This window comes from Candidatus Uabimicrobium helgolandensis (genome assembly GCF_041508025.1).
Classification (GTDB): domain Bacteria; phylum Planctomycetota; class Uabimicrobiia; order Uabimicrobiales; family Uabimicrobiaceae; genus Uabimicrobium; species Uabimicrobium helgolandensis.
Genome location: NZ_CP165719.1, coordinates 3,973,817 through 3,992,477, shown reverse-complemented (window position 1 = coordinate 3,992,477; position 18,661 = coordinate 3,973,817). Strand labels below are relative to the sequence as shown.

Below are 18,661 nucleotides of genomic sequence, written 5' to 3'. Positions count from 1 at the left end.
TTAATTTCTTTTTTGAAAGTATGATTAAAATGTTGGGTTTTATGACATTTCTTTTTTGAAAGTATGATATAAAAGACTAGATTTTTAGATTCTATTTTAGTGTTTATCGCGGTGTTGGTATTTAAAAAGAAGAACAATTCTTGTTTATGTTTGAATTTGTGAACCTAAGGGAACTTACTTTTGCTAAAAGTGACTAATGCTTCTGAATGCAAAAGTTTTTTGAAAGTATGATATAAATATATTGGACATATCGATTTTTTCTTAGGTATTTGTTAGGTGGAAAGTAGTGTTTGAAAGTACTGTAATTCGATTTCTTTTTTGAAAGTATGATATAAAATATTGAATTTTATGGCATTTCTTTTTTGAAAGTATGATTAAATTAACCTTTTACTACGCAATTAGTTTGGCAGATAGTGTGCCGTAAATCGTTATGTAAAAATTACCTAAATATTACTAGGTCATGACATTTTGGTGATATTGATTTGTTATAATTTTTCTATATTCATATTCGTAAAAGGCTTGGAATATGCAGTATCAATCATGACAATCGTAGTGGCTATCGCAGGTAGCCACTTATTTTTTTGTACATATATAAATACGGAGGATTACGCGATGGATTTAACTCAAAAGTTATGGTTATGGGGATTAACGCTTTTTATTGTTGTTGGTTGTTCAACTAGATCCGGAAATGTATATATAAGTGATCAAGAAGTTTCGGAAGCAACAAAAGATGGTGATAGTTACCGCGAACGTATGAGTGCTAATGCTTATGTGAAAAGTAGTGTAGATGAATATCCACTGGTTATACCTGATAGTAACAATGTTACAATCAATAATGTTGGAGGAGGTGACTGGCAAGATGGTAGTATGGGAAGTGCTACTTCTAACGAGAGTTATATGGTACCTAAAATTTCACCAAATAATGAAGAATATGGTAAGATTGAAGAAAATTCTTATAAAGATCCACAACAAGAAGCGCTTTCCACTTTTTCAATTGATGTTGATACGGCTTCATATAGTAACGTACGTCGTTATTTATCTGGAAATCAATTACCACCTAAAGATTCTGTTCGCGTAGAAGAGCTTATTAACTATTTTTCTTATAACTATCCTGTTCCTGAAGATCGCATACCTTTTTCACGAACAATGGAAGTGGCTGAGTGTCCCTGGAATTCTAACAATTGGCTTGTCCAAGTTGGTATCCAAGGATTCAAAGTTCCACAACAAGAAATGCCTCCGTCCAACCTTGTTTTTCTTCTCGATGTTTCTGGATCGATGAGCAGTGCTAAAAAACTCCCACTTTTAAAAACAGCTATGGGGTTATTAACAGATCAATTGCGTCCTGAAGATACTATTTCTATTGTCGTGTATGCTGGATCAGCAGGACTTGTTCTACCGCCAACTTCTGGACGTAACAAAGATGCTATTTTACAAGCGATGAGTAATTTGCAAGCTGGTGGTTCTACCAATGGTGGACAAGGAATCCAGTTGGCTTATCAAATAGCGGCTGATAATTTTATTCCTAATGGAGTAAATCGCGTTATATTAGCAACTGATGGCGATTTCAATGTTGGTATATCAAATCAAAATAATTTGTGGCAACTTATTGAAAGCAAGAGACAAAGTAATATTTTTCTTACTGTTCTTGGTATGGGTATGGGAAATTTAAAAGATGGAATGATGGAACAGTTAGCGGATAAAGGAAATGGTACCTATCATTATATTGATACTCTTGCAGAAGCGCGCAAGGTTTTAGTGCATGAGCTAGGTAGTACATTGTTTACTATTGCAAAAGATGTTAAGATACAAGTAGAGTTTAATCCTACATATGTGGGGAATTATCGTTTGCTTGGTTATGAGAATCGTTTGTTAGCAGCAAAAGATTTTAATGATGATAGTAAAGATGCTGGAGAGATTGGCGCTGGGCACACTGTAACAGCTTTTTACGAAATTGTCCCACGCAATGCACAATTTCGGCCGTCTGTTGATCCGTTAAAATACCAAAAACAACAGATTGTTGTTCCGCAGTATGATTACAATGATGAAATTTTAACACTTAAAATTCGCTATAAATCTCCGAGCAGTGATACAAGCGAACTTCTTACTAGTGTTTTGAAAACGTCTGTAAAAAGTATCAATAACACATCAACTAGCTTTCGTTTTGCTACAGCTGTTGCCGCTTTTGGGATGGTTTTACGCGATTCACAATATAAAAATAATGTTTCTATGGAATTAGTTCGCAGTCTTGCGATGAGTGCTTTAGGACAAGATTATTATGGTTATAGACGAGAATTTGTTGATTTAGTAAATATTGCGGATACTCTAATTAAGATGGGTCGCTAATTGCTTATGTAAGTTTTGTTGCTTTGATGTATGTTATAGCTACACGCCTTAAAGTGTCCTATTGAAACAGGTCGTTTTTCTATAAAGGTTAGATAAAATGAAAAAAACATATATTACTTTTGTAGTGGGATTGTTATTTATTGTTACATGTTGCGGTAGACAATCTCGATCTCAAGGAGGAGCTAGTTATATTGCTTCGGGGCTTGCGAATAAGGAAATGGTTGCTGACAGTAGTACTGCTTTCTCCGGAGATGAGGTTATGGCCGGATCGGCTGTTCGTCGTTTGGCACCGGGCACGCCAGAAATGACGCCAGAGCAAATGAATACAGAGTCATACTCTCATATTCAAGAAAATAAGTTTAAAGACGCAGTAAAAGAACCGCTGTCTACATTTTCAATAGACGTAGATACGGCATCTTACAGTAATATGCGGCGATTTTTAACGCAAAATAAATTACCACCAAAAGATTCAGTGCGTATTGAGGAGCTTATTAATTATTTTTCTTATAACTACCCTCTTCCTGAGGATAAGGTTCCTTTTTCTCGGTCGATGGAAGTTGCTGAATGTCCGTGGAATAAAGAAAATTGGCTAGTAAAAATTGGTGTCCAAGGCTATGAAATTGAAGCCCAAGAGTTGCCACCAATGAACTTAGTTTTTTTGCTGGATGTTTCAGGTTCTATGAGTAGCCCACAAAAATTACCGCTTTTAAAAACAGCGATGGGAATGTTGACAGATGAATTGCGCGCACAAGACACTGTTTCTATTGTTGTTTACGCTGGAGCTGCAGGGCTCGTTTTACCTCCGACAGCCGGTAATGACAAACAAAAGATTCTCGGTGCGTTTAGTTCGCTCTCTGCTGGTGGATCGACAAATGGCGGTGAGGGAATTCAGTTAGCGTATAGTATAGCAACGCAAAATTTTATTCCTGGTGGAGTAAATCGCGTAGTTCTTGCAACAGATGGTGATTTTAATGTTGGGATTTCCAACGAGGGTGGTTTAGTACGTTTGATAGAACACAAACGAGAAAGCGGAATATTTTTAACAGTGCTAGGCATGGGAATGTACAACCTGAACGATTCTACTATGGAAAAACTAGCTGATAAAGGAAATGGAAATTACTCGTATATTGACACTCTTGCAGAAGCGCGTAAGGCTCTTGTTGAAGAGTTAAGTAGTACTTTGTTTACCATAGCAAAAGACGTAAAGATTCAAGTTGAGTTTAACCCTAGTTATGTAGCAAGCTATCGTTTAATCGGCTATGAAAATCGTTTGTTAGCAGCAGAAGATTTTAATGATGACAATAAGGATGCGGGGGAAATAGGTGCTGGTCACACAGTAACAGCACTATACGAAGTTGTTCCGTCAGGGAATGTATCGCGTGGAGGAAATGTCGATGATCTTAAGTACCAAGAAGAGCGAGAACTTTCTCAGCAATCATTCACCAATGAGATATTAACTCTTAAAATGCGCTACAAGGCTCCTGATGGCGATACAAGTGAATTATTGACAAGTACCCTACCTTTGCCGATTAAAAGCCTTAATGAGACCTCTACGAGCTTTCGTTTTGCCGCAGCAGTTGCTGCATATGGTCTATTACTTCGTGATTCACAATTTAAAGGTAGCGCTTCTATGGAACTTGTTAGGAGTTTAGCACTAAGCGCACAAGGTGATGATCCTTATCGTAAAGAGTTTGTCGATTTAGTTGGTATTGCTGGAACTTTATTGCGTATACAAAATCCCTAACAGCCATAAAAACGGAGAAGAACGTGGTTCAATTTAATTTTTTTCGCAGGTCAGTAAACATTAAGCTAGTTCTATATGGTCCAGAAATGGCTGGGAAAACTACAACATTTGAAAAAATTCATGACAGAACTCCTATGGATAAAAGAAGTGATCTTGTCACAATATCAACAGAATCGGATCGTACTATATTTACAGCTATAACTCCACAAGAAAAAATAAATGGAATGGATACAAAAATTAGAATGTTTGCTGTTCCAGGAAAAGTGAGATATAAATCAACGAAAAGGTTGGTTCTACAAGGTGCAAATGGAGTTATTTTTGTTGCTGATTCGCAAAAAAGTAGATTTCAAGACAATATTGATTCGTGGGAAGAACTTCTTTTTAATATTAAAGACATGGGTTTGGACGAAAATATTCCCATCGCTATTTTATGGAATAAACGCGATTTAGAAAATTTGACTCCTGTAGAAGAACTAGAGCAACAAATAAACAAATTAAACTATCCTAGTTTTGAAGTAAGTGCTTGTAGTGAGAATAACATTTATGAATGTTTTGACTTGATGGCAAGAGAATGTGGTCAAAATATTTTGCAAACGATAGATAGTAAAGTACCACGAAAAGTTAAAAAACCTGTACACAAAGAAGCAATAAATAATCCAAAAACCGAACGAATGCATATTTCAAATGTAAAAGTAATCGAAATGATGCTTCGAGGCGAAGCTATAAGAGATGTTTCTATTGCGATTTTAGACATTAGTGATGAAGTTTTTAAAGAAAAAGTATATTTTGAAAATGTTGTTATTGATAAATTGATAGGTAACAGTACTCACTTTTTACAAGAGGTGCGTTTTAAATCTGTAGAAATAAATGAAATGCTTTTTGGAGGAGAGTATTTAAGTGAGCTTGAGAAGAAATTAGCACGTGATGAAGAATTTTCTTCTCCAACAAAATTTTCAGGAAGTTTGATCCTCGAGGATGTTGTTATAAACTGCAAAGCTGATTTTGATGTTGCTCATTTTGATAGCTATGTACTTTTGTATAACGTAAAAATGCCGAAGAGAGAAGGCAAGAAAGCGACAATTGAGGATTTTATCGTTTCTTTTCGTGATGCGCAATTCTTTGGAGATTTTGAAATAAGCGACTGCCAAATACGTGGTTTAGATGTTCGCGATGCTGTGTTTGGTGGTGAAGTAAAAATTGAAAAATGTAAGTTCTCCGAAGAAACTATCTTTGGTGCTCTTGGCGAAAGATCAGGGGCCATTTTTAAGAACTCCGTAAAGATGAAAGAAAATTGTTTTGCACAAAAAGCTGAATTCCAAGGAACTCATTTTTCAAAAGATTTACAAGTTTTTGATTGTAAATTTGAATGCCCTGTTTTTTGGGGAGAATCGCACTTTTCTCATCAAACATTATTTTTTCGTTGTCATTTCGCGGAGAAAGCGCGCTTTTCATTATCGACTTTTGATGACGAAGTTTACTTTGCTGAGAGTAATTTTGTACAAGGCATCGAATGGATTAAAAGTAAGTTTCGCGGTAAATTATTTGCTAACGATGCAGTGTTCGGTAAATTGGACATGGAAGGTGTTCGCTTAGAAGAAGGCGCGGATTTCACAAAAGCCGCTTTTGGTGAAACCAATTTTAGCTATGCCGTTTTTCGCGGAGCAACTACTTTTCACAGCGCCGTTTTTAATAACGATTGTCGTTTTTATGCTGCTATCTTTGATTCTAAAGTGAGTTTTGATAAAACCAAGTTTAATGGAATGCTTTCACTCGCTGGAATGAGTGTTCAAGATATGGCAATTACTTGGGGACAAGTCGATGGTAAGCTATTAAGTGTTGTTAACAAAAATTATGTAGACGCAGCGGAAGAATATTCTCTACTCAAAAATATATTTGAAAGACAAAACAGATACGATGATCAAGACGAAGCTTACCTTCGTTATAAGCAGACTATGCGCAAAACGCTAAAAATTTCTTTACTACACCCATGGCAAACCTTGACGCGAATGATGAGCTTTTTGACACTTGATTTAGGCTGTGGTTATGGTACACGACCATTTCGCATTACATTTACTTCTATTGTAATAGCACTTACCTTTGCTCTCTGTTATAGCTATTTTCCTAATGAATTTATTTATAGTGGTGTTGAGAAGACCGTTTTTGATTGGAGCAATGCCGCTTATTTTAGCATCGCAACTTTTACAACAATGGGTTTTGGAGATTGGGCTCCCAAACCAAATAGTGTGTTTCGTTACGTTGTTACTATTGAAGCCTTCGTCGGTATTTTTACAATGGCGCTGTTTGTCGGTGCTTTTACACGCAAAGTTATACGTTAGCCTGTATCGAAAATTTAAGGTGATAAAAAAAGGCGCGCCAGAAATTTAATTTAAATTTCTGGCGCGCCTTTTTTATTGGTTAATATGTTGTAGGGGCTCTAACGATCTGGCCATATTAAAAGCAGTAATTTTATCAACAAGAGAACTTATTGGTCACGGCCATTTAATGCTTTTTTTGTTGATATTCCAAGAATATGTATAAAGTACTGTTTTTACATACTATAGAGCTAATAATAGTGAAAATTCATTTTCGAAATTTAAGACAAATTGAAGACAAACAAAAAATTTCAATTATGGGCGTTTAGCAAGATAATCTCGAAGAAGAAACATGAATGTAAATTATCAACAAAAAAAGAATTAAATGGCCGTGACCACAATATTGTGTTTGAGCATTTAGGAAGTAACAAACTCAAAAGCGCAAATCAGACATTAGAGAGAGGTAAGGTTTTTGTATATGCAGAGGGACATGCGCTTACAAATTCGGATTGTAGCTCTTTAAAAAACCCGTTTACTTTGGCCTGAAATGAAAATTCAAAAAATAATTTCAACTTGAAAAATAAAGATACGGGTTTTATACTGCATTGTAGACCAAACTCATACAAATACATTTAAATTCTACAATGGCAATCTAGGATAAAAAATGAAAAAAATATGCGGTAAAAATATTGATCAAATTAAAAAAGAAACTAGCTATTATGATTGTATTATTGATCTTCCATATACGCCAGAATGGTGTCCTGACAATGAGGATATAAGGGCTGATGATCTTTTTCCATATGAGCCCAAGAATGTATATTTTGAAAACTGTACTTTTCAAGGGAATACGTGTTTTTGCTTTTCTAGCGAGAAATGTGAATTTGTAAATTGTAGTTTTTCTGGAAAGTTATTGTTATTTTTATGGAATGACCAACGTCCTTGTTTTAAAGGCTGTGAATCAGCTGTTACAGATTTGATTATATTAAGAAATAAAAAATCAAAATATCTTAATTTAACTCTCGATGAAATGTATAAAGCATCTTACTCCTCTGGGTGTCGTGTTTTAAGCGATATTGATTTTGAGCTGTTTACATCTCTTACTAAAATCAGATTTTTAAAATTAAAATACTCAAGTCTTCCATCTGTAATTTTTTTATTTCCTAATTTAGAAGAAATTGATCTATCGCATTGTGGAGTGCAAGAGGATTTTTTCGATGTCGAGAGAGAAGAACCATATTTATCTTTAAAGAAACTCAATTTATCGCACAATAATTTCTATAGTTGGTACGGAATATCCCACTTTCCTTCGCTTATCGAATTAGACATGAGTTACAATGAGATACAGGAAATTTCGGAAGATATAAAAAGCCTTGTCTCTCTTGAAAAATTAAATTTAAGAGAAAGCTTTTTTAGCTCTAATAAGCGAAAAAAAATGAAAGAGTTGTTACCAGAATGTTCTATAATATTTTAACTAGAGCCTGTCCTCATTCAATAAAGTAAAAGAACACAAGAAGCCAGATAAATAGCCTCTAAAAAGTTCTGAGCAGTTTTATTATATGGTGTAGCAATAGCAAGGTATTGCTTTAATTTTGGAAAAAGTTTTCTATTAAATACCTGGCTTTATAGAGATGCTTGTCGTATTTATTATTTCTTTATAATGGTTGTTTTTCTCGTGGTATTGTTATTTTTTTGAAAGATATCTTTAATTGTAAAAGATTTAGAATAAATTTGGATTGGTTATCACTCTGACAATACACGGTAATACCTCATTTTCTACGATTTCTTTACAAAATATTCTGTTAAAATTGCTTTCTGCAGCGGCTACTATACGCGATAGGCGGTCTACGTAGTTAGTTTTTAATAAGGATTGTACACGCATTATTATCGCTAGGTTCCATCTTAGGTGATCGTCTTTTCTGTAAGGATATGGTAGTGTTTTCAAGTCGTTTAGATTTGAAGATATGCGCTGTAATATTTCTTCTACTATTTCTTGTCCTAGGTGCTTACTTGGGGATAGAATATCTTTTAAGGGGAGCAGTTGTTGTGTGTTTTTTAGGGTAATTGTTTTATTAAAATTGTTTACGGCTTTTTTATATTCAGGGCTTTGTTCGAATTTTTGCAGACTATTAATTATTGATTTTTGTAGGTAGGTATTTATGTCTTTTGTTAGTAGTTGTATGGTTTTTTTGTGTTGTAGATGAAAAGCTCCTGGAATTATTTGGGTTGGTTTTGGGCGTTGTTTTTCATAGCGTTTTAAATTACTTTTGTTTGTATTGTTTGTTGTATTTTTTGCAATAAGAGCTGCCCATTCAGGCCATGTTGTTACGTGACTGGCCGCTTTTTTTTCCATCCATTTGAATAAGGGAACATTTTTACTTTTATCTTTACTAACTAAACGGATGGTTAGTTTTTTGAATTCTGGTTGGTTGATTGTTTTTTGTAAAGCGCGTTGAAATTGAATCAACGCGCTTTTTTTTGTTACCGACATTTTTTACCTTCTTTGCCTTAGCTTATTAAATATATAAGAATAAACGGGATTTTGATTGATCATTGCTGCATGTTGTTGAAAAGTTTTGTTTACTATTTTTGACTTATGTTTTTTTTGCGCGAATGACTGCACACATTTATATATTTTATAAGAAAATTGGCTCTTTTGTAAATTTAAACGCGAAAATTTTTGGAGGTGGATTTTTTTGTTGGGCGATAAGAGAACTAATATCGCGTATCCGAGTGCTTGTTTTTTAGGAAATGTAGCTTTATCAGTTGCTTTTTCTAATTGTTTTAAAGAGGTACTGTACCCATATATAAAATTATACAAAGCTTTTGAAAAATGTAGATCATTGTCTGTTATAAGTGCTGTAATTGCTGCGTCAATATACTCTATATGAGTATACTGAGTATAACTGGATATGTTTTTATCTATTTTACTCCACAATAGATTTTTGTATTGTGTGAGGTACTGTTTTTCTTTGTTAAGATCATATTTTGCTAGCACAGGTAATATGTCTTGACTTTTGCGGTGCTGATTGTTGTATATAAACCCCCAATAAATTTTTTCTAATTGCTCGTAGGGAGTGATATTTTTTGATAGGGCGCTATGAGTGTACTGTTTAAATTTGACATGGTTAGAAAAAATATGACGGTATTTTTCCCAAAGTTTTTCAAAATGCAATAGCGATCTATCTGTACATTGTTTTATTATTTTTAAGGCTTCGATTTTTTTATTATTGTGCATATGTTCGACCAAACGCAAGAATTTGACTTCTATACATTTTGGATATTGAAATTGAAGCGATTGCAATAAATTGTTCGCTTTTAGCCAATTTTTTTGTTGTATAAACTGACTTACTTTTAATAAAGATACACTTAACGATTTGGCATTTTTGGCAATTTGAGTATTAGGTTTTATTTGTAGTTTGTTTAATTGAATGTCGTAAAGAAGTTGTGTTGTGTATGAGTTGTTACCAATAACAAGGTTTCTTTTACGCTTTTGGTATTTTGACCAGTTATATATACAAACAAGTTTGCCTTGATCATTGATGAATAAGAAATCTTTTTTGTTATCATTATTAATATCAATGATTTTTGCCGCATTGTTGGGAATAATTCCTTGGTAAAGGAGTTGCTGTTCACTATTACCAAAAGAATTGATTTTAGCAACGGTAAATGTATTTCCTGTTACAAGTAGTTGATTATTACTTTTGTCTAGAAGAGTGGTACGGTAGTGGGGGTTGTTCTTTATCCATTTTACTGTGCCATTTTTAGGGTTTAAGGCTATTAATTTTCCGCGGATAGTGGTGCACACATAATCTAGATTTTTATCGTTGTCTATATCAAATAAATGCGCAGAGTTGATCATTGAACATGGTAGTTTTCTTGTCCATGTTGCGCGTCCTGTTTTTATATTGATAGCGGTTATGAAGCCTAGTTTTTGCCCTACAATTATTGTGTTTTCAAATTTTTGCATAGTTGGGCTTTCAACTGCTGATGGCAAAGGTGTTTTCCATTTGATTTTTCCATTAGCATTTACACAGTGCATTCCTTGGGCAGATGGAAATATACAATCTTTGTCTATAAAACAGGGAGGTATGTATAATCTCCCGCAGTTAATTTGCCACAGTATTTTTCCTGTCGTTGCCTCTAAACAAACTATCGAACCGAATAGTAAATTGCTGTATATGTTTAAGTTGCCATCACCATTTTGATCATGAAGAACCATAGCATTGTCTTTGGCAAGAGGAATTCCACCTACATTTGTGTTCCAGATTTCTTTGGAGTTTTTTACTAATGTTATGTTTTTATTGTGGTGTATAACTACCTCGTCTTCTAAATCTTTTTTTAGAATGTTACCTGTAGCAAATGATACAACGCCTATATTCCCTTTGGCATTAAATTCGGATAGCTTTTGCCAATTTTTCGAATTAAATGTTTTGATATTTCCATGTACAGTAGAGACTATAACGTGATTATTATGCGGTGATATACGAAATTTATCTAAGCGTGTATTTTCGTCAACAACATATGTTTTTTCCATCGGATAACAAGAATAACAGTAAAGTGTTTTACTTGAAAGACCTATTATTTCTAGGATATTGTCATTATTCGTATCAAGAAAAACGCAAGAAATGATTTTTTCAGGTAGTTTTAAAACAATGGGTTTCTGTTTATAATTAGAGATGGTGATTACATGATCAAAAACAGCAATAACTTCGGGAATCTTATCATTATTTATATCTATAATGTATTTTCGCAAGTTATTTCGCGTAAACCGCCCTTGCTGCGGATCCCATAGAGTATATTTAATTTTGTTGTTCTTGGTATCAAAAGCATACAACTTATCAGTGAATGATATTATTTCTTTACGAGAATCGTTGTCTATATCAAAAAATTTAGGTGTATCGACATAACGATAGGCTTTTGATTGTAAACAGCTTTGTTTGTCGCTAACAAGGCTTTTTGAGTGTAAACCTTGCTTTGGATGGAATAGAGCTAATAGTTTTGTTTTAGGGTCGTAGTCCATCGCCATCGTATAGCCTGAGTATTTTTTGGCATTTCTTATGTGACCATTTTGAATGTTTATTATGCTGATACCACTGTTCTTTTGTTTGTAGTAGTTACCTTGAGTTAGTGCAATTTCATTTTTCGAAATAAATGTCGGATTACAGAAATCTCGGGCAATAAAATTTTGTTGAGACCATAAAATTTTTTGATTTATTACATCGAGGCATCTAACTCCTTGATAACGCGGAAACATAATAAGATCTGGGTACACATCGCTATTGACATTTGTAAAAATAAACTCTTGTCCCCACCAGTTGAGTTGATGGAATAAATGCTCTTGGGTTCTACCATCAATAATCGAAAACTCTGTGTAATGTGCCCACACAATATCATCAATACCATCTCTATTAATATCTAGTATTTGTATAGATCCTATTGCATTTTCTTCTGAGAATTCACTTGTTATTTTCCAGAGTTGTTTTTGTAGTTTTAAGCTGAAACAGTATAAGTCTCCGTTTTTAGTTCCGTATATTAATTCAGCAAAACCATCTTTGTCTAGATCTGCGCTTGCAATAGCAATAGCTTGCGGCTGTGCGAAAATTGTGGAGCTCCACATCTTCATTGGAATTAAATGTATGTTGTGTTTAAATGGCTTTTTCTTAGACACCTCGGTTTCTATTGTGTAGGAAAAATAGTTTTGCTTGGAGAAAGTAACTGAATATTTTCCTATATCGAGTTCGTAATTGGTTGTTGGTGCATTTATTTGGATTGGTGGCTGTGCATTTTTAGATAAAGAAACGTTAATGTTTTCTAACACGGAATTGAATGACACAGTGCCCTTTATAGGAGTGAGTGTTTCTCTAATGATGTCTGTTTCACCAGGAAATATTTTTTTACGAATTTTTTTTTCTTCGTATAATTTCGAGTTTATTGTAAATTCTGTGACGCCCGAATTTAGTTTGATGTAACCGTTAGAATTAGGAACTACTGTTTTTTTATTTATGATTATATTGTATTGATCTTTAATGATTTCTTGTTGTGGTGTTTTTAATACTATTTTAATATATGCTGCTGCGAAATTTGATTGATATACAAGATAGCCGATGAGTAGTAAAAGTGAAAGTATAGTGGCAGCAAAACTTTTTCTTTTTTTTAGGCTTTGCCAATGCACATATAAACGGCTTTTGCGTTTTGCAGATATGATTTCTCCTTTTAGGAAACTGTCTATGTCAGCGGCAAACTTCGCGGCGGTAACATAGCGTTTTTGAGGAGATTTTTCAATAGCTTTGAGACATATAGTTTCGAGATCCATGGACAAACGTGGATTACGGCTACGAGGTGGGATAGGAGCCGTATGTATAATTTCATACATCAAATTCATGGTATTGTTACCTAGTATTAATTGCTTACTTGTTAATACTTCGTATAAAATAGCTCCCAAAGCATAAATATCTACTTGCCTACCAATGTTGGCTTTTTTTCCTTGAAATTGCTCCGGAGCCATGTATCTCGGTGTACCTATAATTTCTCCCGTTTTTGTTAGGTTATTTTTTGCGTCAAAATTTTTAGCTATTCCGAAATCCATAACAACACAGCGTCCTGTCTTTACTTCTACCATTATGTTATCGGGTTTTAAATCGCGGTGAATAATTTTTTGATTATGGGCATAATGAACGGCATGAGCAATATCGCGTATATTTTCTAAACCTTGACGGATGTTAAGTCGTTTGTTTTTTAGGGATTGACTGAGCGGTTGACCGTCAATGAAATCCATAACGATGTAGTTCTCTTTTTCACAAATTTCGTGGACAGCAATAATATTTGGGTGTTTTAGTTTTGCAGTGATTTGCGCTTCTTGTAAGAATCGTTCTTGTATCTTATGATCACTACCATGCATTTTTTTTATAGCCACAAATCTTTGTAATTTTTGATCATATGCTTTATATACTGTTGCCATACCACCGCTACCAAGTTTTTGGATGACTTGATAATGTCCAAAATGTTGTGGTTTCTCTTTTACTTTGTTGTTTGATTCTATTTGTAATATGAGATTTGCTATTTTTTTTTGCTCTTCATTGTATAAATTTTGGCTTTGTTGAATGGTTACTTGCAAATCATTAAAAGTAACACCTGTAGCAGAAAAAAAAGACTTGATTGTATTGTTATGTATGGCTGTTGTACTTTGTTGTAGGGCACTTTGTGCTTGAGATATATTTATTTTTTTTGCGAGAACGAGTTTTTGTAGTATTTGATCCTGGAATAAAAGAAATTTGATAGCTTTTTTTTGCTCTTTCGAAAGCGAATTTAGTAAACCTAGATGTGACTCTTTATTGACTGTTTTTTCTATAAAATTTAATACCTGAGCATAATAAATAAATTTTTCATTCATGTTATAATCCTAACCATTGACCAATTTTGTTTTTATTATAACTTCAAAATGGAAACAAAACAAGGTAGAAATGTTTATTAAGTTTTGTTATTAAGTGGTTTTGGTCTAAAAAGGCTTAGGGAAATGCAGTTGAGATTTGAGTGGGGCTAAAAAATATGGAGAGATCGCACAAATAGGTAATTCTCTATCTGAAAAAACCATTGCAATATTATTTTCGCGATCCTCTAAACGAAACAATACTGCAAAAAGAGCCGTTGATTTTCGAGATCTTGAAAGTCTTTCGTATAGGGTTTTTTTATTATAAGATTAAAATGAAAACAAAACAAGATTGAATCGTTTTTTCTATTTAGTTTTTGCTATAAAAATAGCGCGCTTAGGGGCTGGTAGTCCTTCTATTGTTTTGTTAGGATTTTGAGGATCTAAAAAATTCTGCAGAGATTCAAATTTCATCCACGAAGTAGAGCGCTGTTCTTGTACTGATGTTGTACTCACGTCTATGAGCTCAATGTTCGTAAATCCACATCTTTTTAACCACGACTCTAGAGTAAGACAACTAGGGATAAACCACACATTGCGCATTTTTGCATAGCGATTTGGTGGTAATAGCACTTGTCCTTTTTCACCATCTATTATTAGGGTCTCTAATATCAGTTGTCCTTTTTGTTTTAAGCAAGACTTCAGATGATACAAGTGATCTATTGGCGAACGCCGATGATATAGAACACCCATAGAAAAAACACTATCAAATGCTTGTAAATTTTTTGGTACGTCTTCTAATTTTAATGGCAGAACGTAAGTAGGAACATGAGACAAGTATTTTGCGAATATTTGATATTGCATTATATAAAGAGGAAGAGGATCTATACCAATGACAAGTCTTGCCCCTTGTCCTGCCATACGCCAGCAGTGATAACCATTACCACAACCTACATCTAGAATAGTTTGGTCGTTGAGTGAAATGGCATTTTTAATGCGTTCCCATTTCCAATCAGATCGCCACTCTGTGTCAATGTGAATATCAAAAAAATCAAATGGGCCTTTGCGCCATGGATGGAATTTTAGAAGAACTTGTTCTAGAAAAGATTGTTCGTGGAAAGAATTATTAGCTACATAGACTCTCTCTTTTATATCGATTGTGTTTGCTGGCATATTCGGCAACTGTTGTAGTGCGGATCGCCAGGTATTAATGTTGCTATTTTGTGAGGTGTCTAACGCCGTGTTTACTTGCTGTGGAAGTTGTTTGAGCCACTGGTGAAATCGATCGTCTTTCTCAAGTTCGCTGTATAATTTTTGGTAACAGATATCCCAAAAATTTTGATTCATTTTGTTTTGCCTTTTCAAGTTACTTACATTTTTGACTAAAAAAAGAAACGAAGTTAAAACATTGAAACCAAAGCTGGTTAAAGCAGAAGCCAACTTTTTGTAAACGTTGTTGATGTTGCTCCACGGAATCGATGACCATGACGTTTTGGAGCGCTTGTTTTTTTTGCTCTATCTCTAATAATGAGTATCCCTGATCTTGCTTGAAATTTAAATGGAGATCAATAAGGAGATTTGTATTTTCTTGTATTTTTTCTGAAAGAATAAGTATACCGTTGGGAACTAAACCGTTATATATTTTTCGTAATAGCTTTTCGCGCTTTTGGCGCGGAATAAATTGCATAGTAAAATTCATGACAATGACTGAAGCGTTTGTTATGTCAATATCACATACATCACCGCAGAGAATTTCTATATTATCGTAGGACGATAGGTTTTTTTTGGCGCACTCAATCATCTCTAAAGAACTATCTACGGCAATAATTGGGGCATCAAATTTTGAACGAATAGCATCGGAGACAGTTCCTAGCGAGCATCCTAAATCATAAATACATGTGTTTTGTTGCGTATACTTTTCAGCCATCATTGAAATCATTTGTACTATTGTTTGGTAGCCAGGAACAGACCTTGTAATCATATTATCAAAAACATTTACCACCTCTTTGTCAAAACAGAAGCGCTGTACATTTTTTCGCGGTTTGTGATATATATCGTCGTAGCTCATAAGTTCATTTCTAGAAGTGATAACCAGTGATTGTAATGACAATTGTCTCATTAAAATAAAACTACATTTTTTCTGTAAACGAAAATGTCTAATTTATTGAGTACTACGGATGTTGACATTTAAAATAGAAAAGCGACTGTGAGACTGCGCTCAATGTTTATATTTCATTGTAGCTCTAATTTTAGATGGGATGAACTACTTTATTTTTAATTTTCTGAACACAGAAAGGTCTTTTGCTGCAAGTTCTTTCATACCCAGTAGATTATATGTAATAGCTCGATTATTATATGCATTTGCTTGTTGCGGTTTTAGTTCGATAACTTTAGAGTAATGTTTAACAGCAGTGTTATAGTCTTTTTGTTGAAAAAAACTAGAGCCTATATGTAAATGAATGTTCGCTTTTCTGTCAATACTTTTAGTCACTTGCAAAGCCGCTTTATAGTAATAAATAGCTTTGGTATGTTGTTCGGTTTTGTAAAATATATCTGCTAGAGCCTTCATCGCCAAAGGAGAACGAGGGTTTATGTCCATTGATTTTTTGTATGCTGAAACTGCTTGGGCATAGCTAATTAAGTGTGTATAACAATTACCTTTTTCGTAGTAAGCGTTTGCGTTTTTTTGTAGTCGCAGCATTTTGTTGTAGTGAGTAATTGCTTTAGTGTGTTCACCAAATAGTTGATAACATTGAGCCAAGTCATAGTAAGCATTTACGTTTTTCTTATCAAGTGTGATCACTTTTTGTAGTAGTCGTGTAGCTAATAAATATTTTTTTTGTGCGATTAGATTTTGCGCTTGCGAATATTGAGGTTTTGACGATATTTTATCGTCTAGTTTAGCTTTAGCTTTAGAATTAGAGCTAAATAGTAACCAATAAGCAACGACTGCGTTACTTATAATAAGAATCGCTAAAACAAGTTTGTATTTTGTTGTTATTTTTTGCGAAAGTATTTGGGGTAGATTATTTTTGAAGTCGATACTTTTTTTTAATCTTTTGCTGTAGATCTTGGGTTTAGTTGCTATTTGTGTGCTACGTTCTAGTGTAGGCGCTGGCTTTTGGTGTAAATTTGGCATGACGTTTGGTGCATCTGTTACTACCTTGTTTTTCATTGGGTTTTCTGGAGAATTAGAATTTACTTGTTCCTTCGCTCGCGGAAGCTCTATTTCTATATTATCAATATCTAGTACTAAGGAGGTTATTTTTTCTTTTTCATGGATTTGTTCTTCCTTACCTGAAAGGTTGATTTGAGGCTGAAAAGAAAGAGCTTCTTTTAAATACTTATTGTTTTTATGAACCATTGCAAGATAACACTGCGCTAATCGCGCTGATATTTGCATAGCGCTTTCCCATCTTTCGCGATCATTTTTTTGCATAGCACGTTTGACAATATTAGATATATGTCCGCGAATTTCTTTATCAATATCACGGCTGTTGATTACTTTTTCAAGTACCAATGGATTATGGCTACCTATCATGTAGCAACAACTAAAAGGATTATCCGAATAGAATGGAGATCTTTTTTTGTTAGCAAATAATTGATAAAATATCGCTCCCAGAGAAAATATATTGCTACGATCGGTTATTCTTCCCTCTGTTTGTTCTGGACTAAAGTACATGACTGATTCATCAATTTTATTGCGTAGAGTAACGCGTAATTTTTTTTTGTTAGAAGGACTCTCTAAGCCTAAATACATTAACTTTATATGATTGTTTTGTTGATTAACGATAATATTTGCAGGTTTCATATCGCGAATGATAATACCAACACCATTGAGTGTTTCAATACAATTTGCAACATTGTAAGCTATGGCAATTTTATCTGACCAAGATATTTTTCTTTGTTCTGTCAGTATTTCCTTGAGAGATAAGCCTTCAGCAAATTCGAAAACAATATAGATTTGTTTTTTGCAATGAATGAGTTCAAGTGCTTTAAGGATATTTGGGTGATTTGTACTGTTTAAAAATTGATATTCCCACTGCAAGTATTCGCAAAAATCATTATCTTCAACATCAAATTCTCTTATTAGTACAGGAACGCTTGTTGTTTGTTCTATGCCGCGATATAAATTTGTTATATTGTGATTCTCAAATTTGTATTCGATGTAGTAGTTATTAAATATCTTTCCCACTTGAAAATTTTCTTGTTTATTTTTTTGGGATGTTTGTAGTGCGTTAATTTGAGTAACAAGTGGTTGTTGTCTATGCGATTCGCGACTGCGTTTTTCTGACATATCTTTGAGCGTTCCTTTTGTCGTTTGAAAATGTAAGTAACTCATTGCTTTAATTTAAGCTTGGTATGAGTGATAAAGGCGCTTTGCTTTTGAATGAAATTTTACTACCAAATGAGTTGTCTCACCTGGAACGTGATATATGATACCTGAATTTGTCAATAACTTCCAGCGTGTTTTAGATTTTCGATTATACAGTGGGGCAGCCCAGAGTAGACAAAATCTCAAAAAAATTAATTTAAATATTGAAAATGATATACCGTTTTATACGGTAAATGTGTGGACTCGTAACAAAACGTTGTAAGTAGTAAAAATGATAGAGATAAAAGAGTCGAGATTTGACTACAAAAAAAGATGTTTTATAAAGCTGTTGTCTAATTCGCTCATAAAAATTGAAACCCAGAATTTTAAGATAAAATTTTTGTTCATTTTTCGTTATTTTTTTTAAAAGCATTACCCATTGACAGGTGGTTTTTATGAGTTTAGATTAAATGCTCGCGATTTAAACTAGTGGCTCGTTTTACTTAATTGACCGTTTTAGTATTTTGTTTTCAACTAACTGACCTTATGGTATTGTGTAGAGAAAAGCTGTATAAGCGTAC

Annotated in this window: 9 protein-coding genes and 1 pseudogene; 4 read left to right on the top strand and 6 right to left on the bottom strand. The window is 33.9% G+C overall.

Annotation, left to right across the window (positions count from 1 at the left end; translation table 11 throughout):
• Nucleotides 1-612 precede the first annotated feature (612 nt).
• From UABHE_RS14530 to UABHE_RS14515, 4 genes are all read left to right on the top strand, one after another.
• Nucleotides 613-2,343 (top strand): von Willebrand factor type A domain-containing protein, encoded by a 1,731-nt coding sequence (locus UABHE_RS14530; protein WP_372371061.1) that lies wholly within the window; start codon nucleotides 613-615, stop codon nucleotides 2,341-2,343.
• Nucleotides 2,344-2,440: 97 nt separating this feature from the next.
• The gene (locus tag UABHE_RS14525) at nucleotides 2,441-4,087 is read left to right on the top strand and encodes a von Willebrand factor type A domain-containing protein (protein WP_372371060.1); all 1,647 of its coding nucleotides are present in this window, start codon (nucleotides 2,441-2,443) and stop codon (nucleotides 4,085-4,087) included.
• Between the two features lie 23 nt (nucleotides 4,088-4,110).
• Nucleotides 4,111-6,423, top strand: coding sequence for a pentapeptide repeat-containing protein (locus UABHE_RS14520; protein WP_372371059.1), 2,313 nt, complete (start codon nucleotides 4,111-4,113; stop codon nucleotides 6,421-6,423).
• A 640-nt stretch (nucleotides 6,424-7,063) separates the two neighbouring features.
• Complete coding sequence (locus tag UABHE_RS14515) at nucleotides 7,064-7,870, top strand: hypothetical protein (protein WP_372371058.1); 807 nt, start codon at nucleotides 7,064-7,066, stop codon at nucleotides 7,868-7,870.
• A 17-nt stretch (nucleotides 7,871-7,887) separates the two neighbouring features.
• On the opposite strand, the pseudogene UABHE_RS14510 reads toward UABHE_RS14515, so the two are convergent.
• The 6 genes and pseudogenes from UABHE_RS14510 to UABHE_RS14485 form a co-directional block, all read right to left on the bottom strand.
• Nucleotides 7,888-8,039 (bottom strand): annotated as a pseudogene (locus UABHE_RS14510) (IS5/IS1182 family transposase); the annotation flags it as partial.
• A gap of 77 nt (nucleotides 8,040-8,116) precedes the next feature.
• Nucleotides 8,117-8,887, bottom strand: coding sequence for a hypothetical protein (locus UABHE_RS14505; RefSeq protein WP_372371057.1), 771 nt, complete (start codon nucleotides 8,885-8,887; stop codon nucleotides 8,117-8,119).
• A gap of 3 nt (nucleotides 8,888-8,890) precedes the next feature.
• Nucleotides 8,891-13,789 carry a protein kinase gene (locus tag UABHE_RS14500; RefSeq protein WP_372371056.1) on the bottom strand — a complete coding sequence of 1,633 codons (4,899 nt, stop codon included), beginning with the start codon at nucleotides 13,787-13,789 and terminating at the stop codon, nucleotides 8,891-8,893.
• Nucleotides 13,790-14,131: 342 nt separating this feature from the next.
• Nucleotides 14,132-15,112 (bottom strand): tRNA 5-methoxyuridine(34)/uridine 5-oxyacetic acid(34) synthase CmoB, encoded by a 981-nt coding sequence (cmoB, locus tag UABHE_RS14495; protein WP_372371055.1) that lies wholly within the window; start codon nucleotides 15,110-15,112, stop codon nucleotides 14,132-14,134.
• Nucleotides 15,113-15,131: 19 nt separating this feature from the next.
• On the bottom strand, nucleotides 15,132-15,833 hold the full coding sequence (gene cmoA, locus UABHE_RS14490) for a carboxy-S-adenosyl-L-methionine synthase CmoA (protein WP_372371054.1): 702 nt from the start codon (nucleotides 15,831-15,833) through the stop codon (nucleotides 15,132-15,134).
• A 195-nt stretch (nucleotides 15,834-16,028) separates the two neighbouring features.
• A complete protein-coding gene (locus UABHE_RS14485) occupies nucleotides 16,029-18,062 on the bottom strand; it encodes a protein kinase family protein (protein ID WP_372371053.1) in 2,034 nt (677 codons plus the stop codon).
• Nucleotides 18,063-18,661 lie beyond the last annotated feature (599 nt).

What these genes read in the sequence shown, in the direction of transcription:
- UABHE_RS14530 (WP_372371061.1), top strand. Translation starts at nt 613, where the DNA reads ATGGATTTAACTCAAAAGTTATGGTTATGGGGATTAACGCTTTTTATT.
- UABHE_RS14525 (WP_372371060.1), top strand. Translation starts at nt 2,441, where the DNA reads ATGAAAAAAACATATATTACTTTTGTAGTGGGATTGTTATTTATTGTT.
- UABHE_RS14515 (WP_372371058.1), top strand. Translation starts at nt 7,064, where the DNA reads ATGAAAAAAATATGCGGTAAAAATATTGATCAAATTAAAAAAGAAACT.
- UABHE_RS14505 (WP_372371057.1), bottom strand. Translation starts at nt 8,887, where the DNA reads ATGTCGGTAACAAAAAAAAGCGCGTTGATTCAATTTCAACGCGCTTTA.
- UABHE_RS14500 (WP_372371056.1), bottom strand. Translation starts at nt 13,789, where the DNA reads ATGAATGAAAAATTTATTTATTATGCTCAGGTATTAAATTTTATAGAA.
- cmoB (WP_372371055.1), bottom strand. Translation starts at nt 15,112, where the DNA reads ATGAATCAAAATTTTTGGGATATCTGTTACCAAAAATTATACAGCGAA.
- cmoA (WP_372371054.1), bottom strand. Translation starts at nt 15,833, where the DNA reads ATGAGCTACGACGATATATATCACAAACCGCGAAAAAATGTACAGCGC.
- UABHE_RS14485 (WP_372371053.1), bottom strand. Translation starts at nt 18,062, where the DNA reads ATGTCAGAAAAACGCAGTCGCGAATCGCATAGACAACAACCACTTGTT.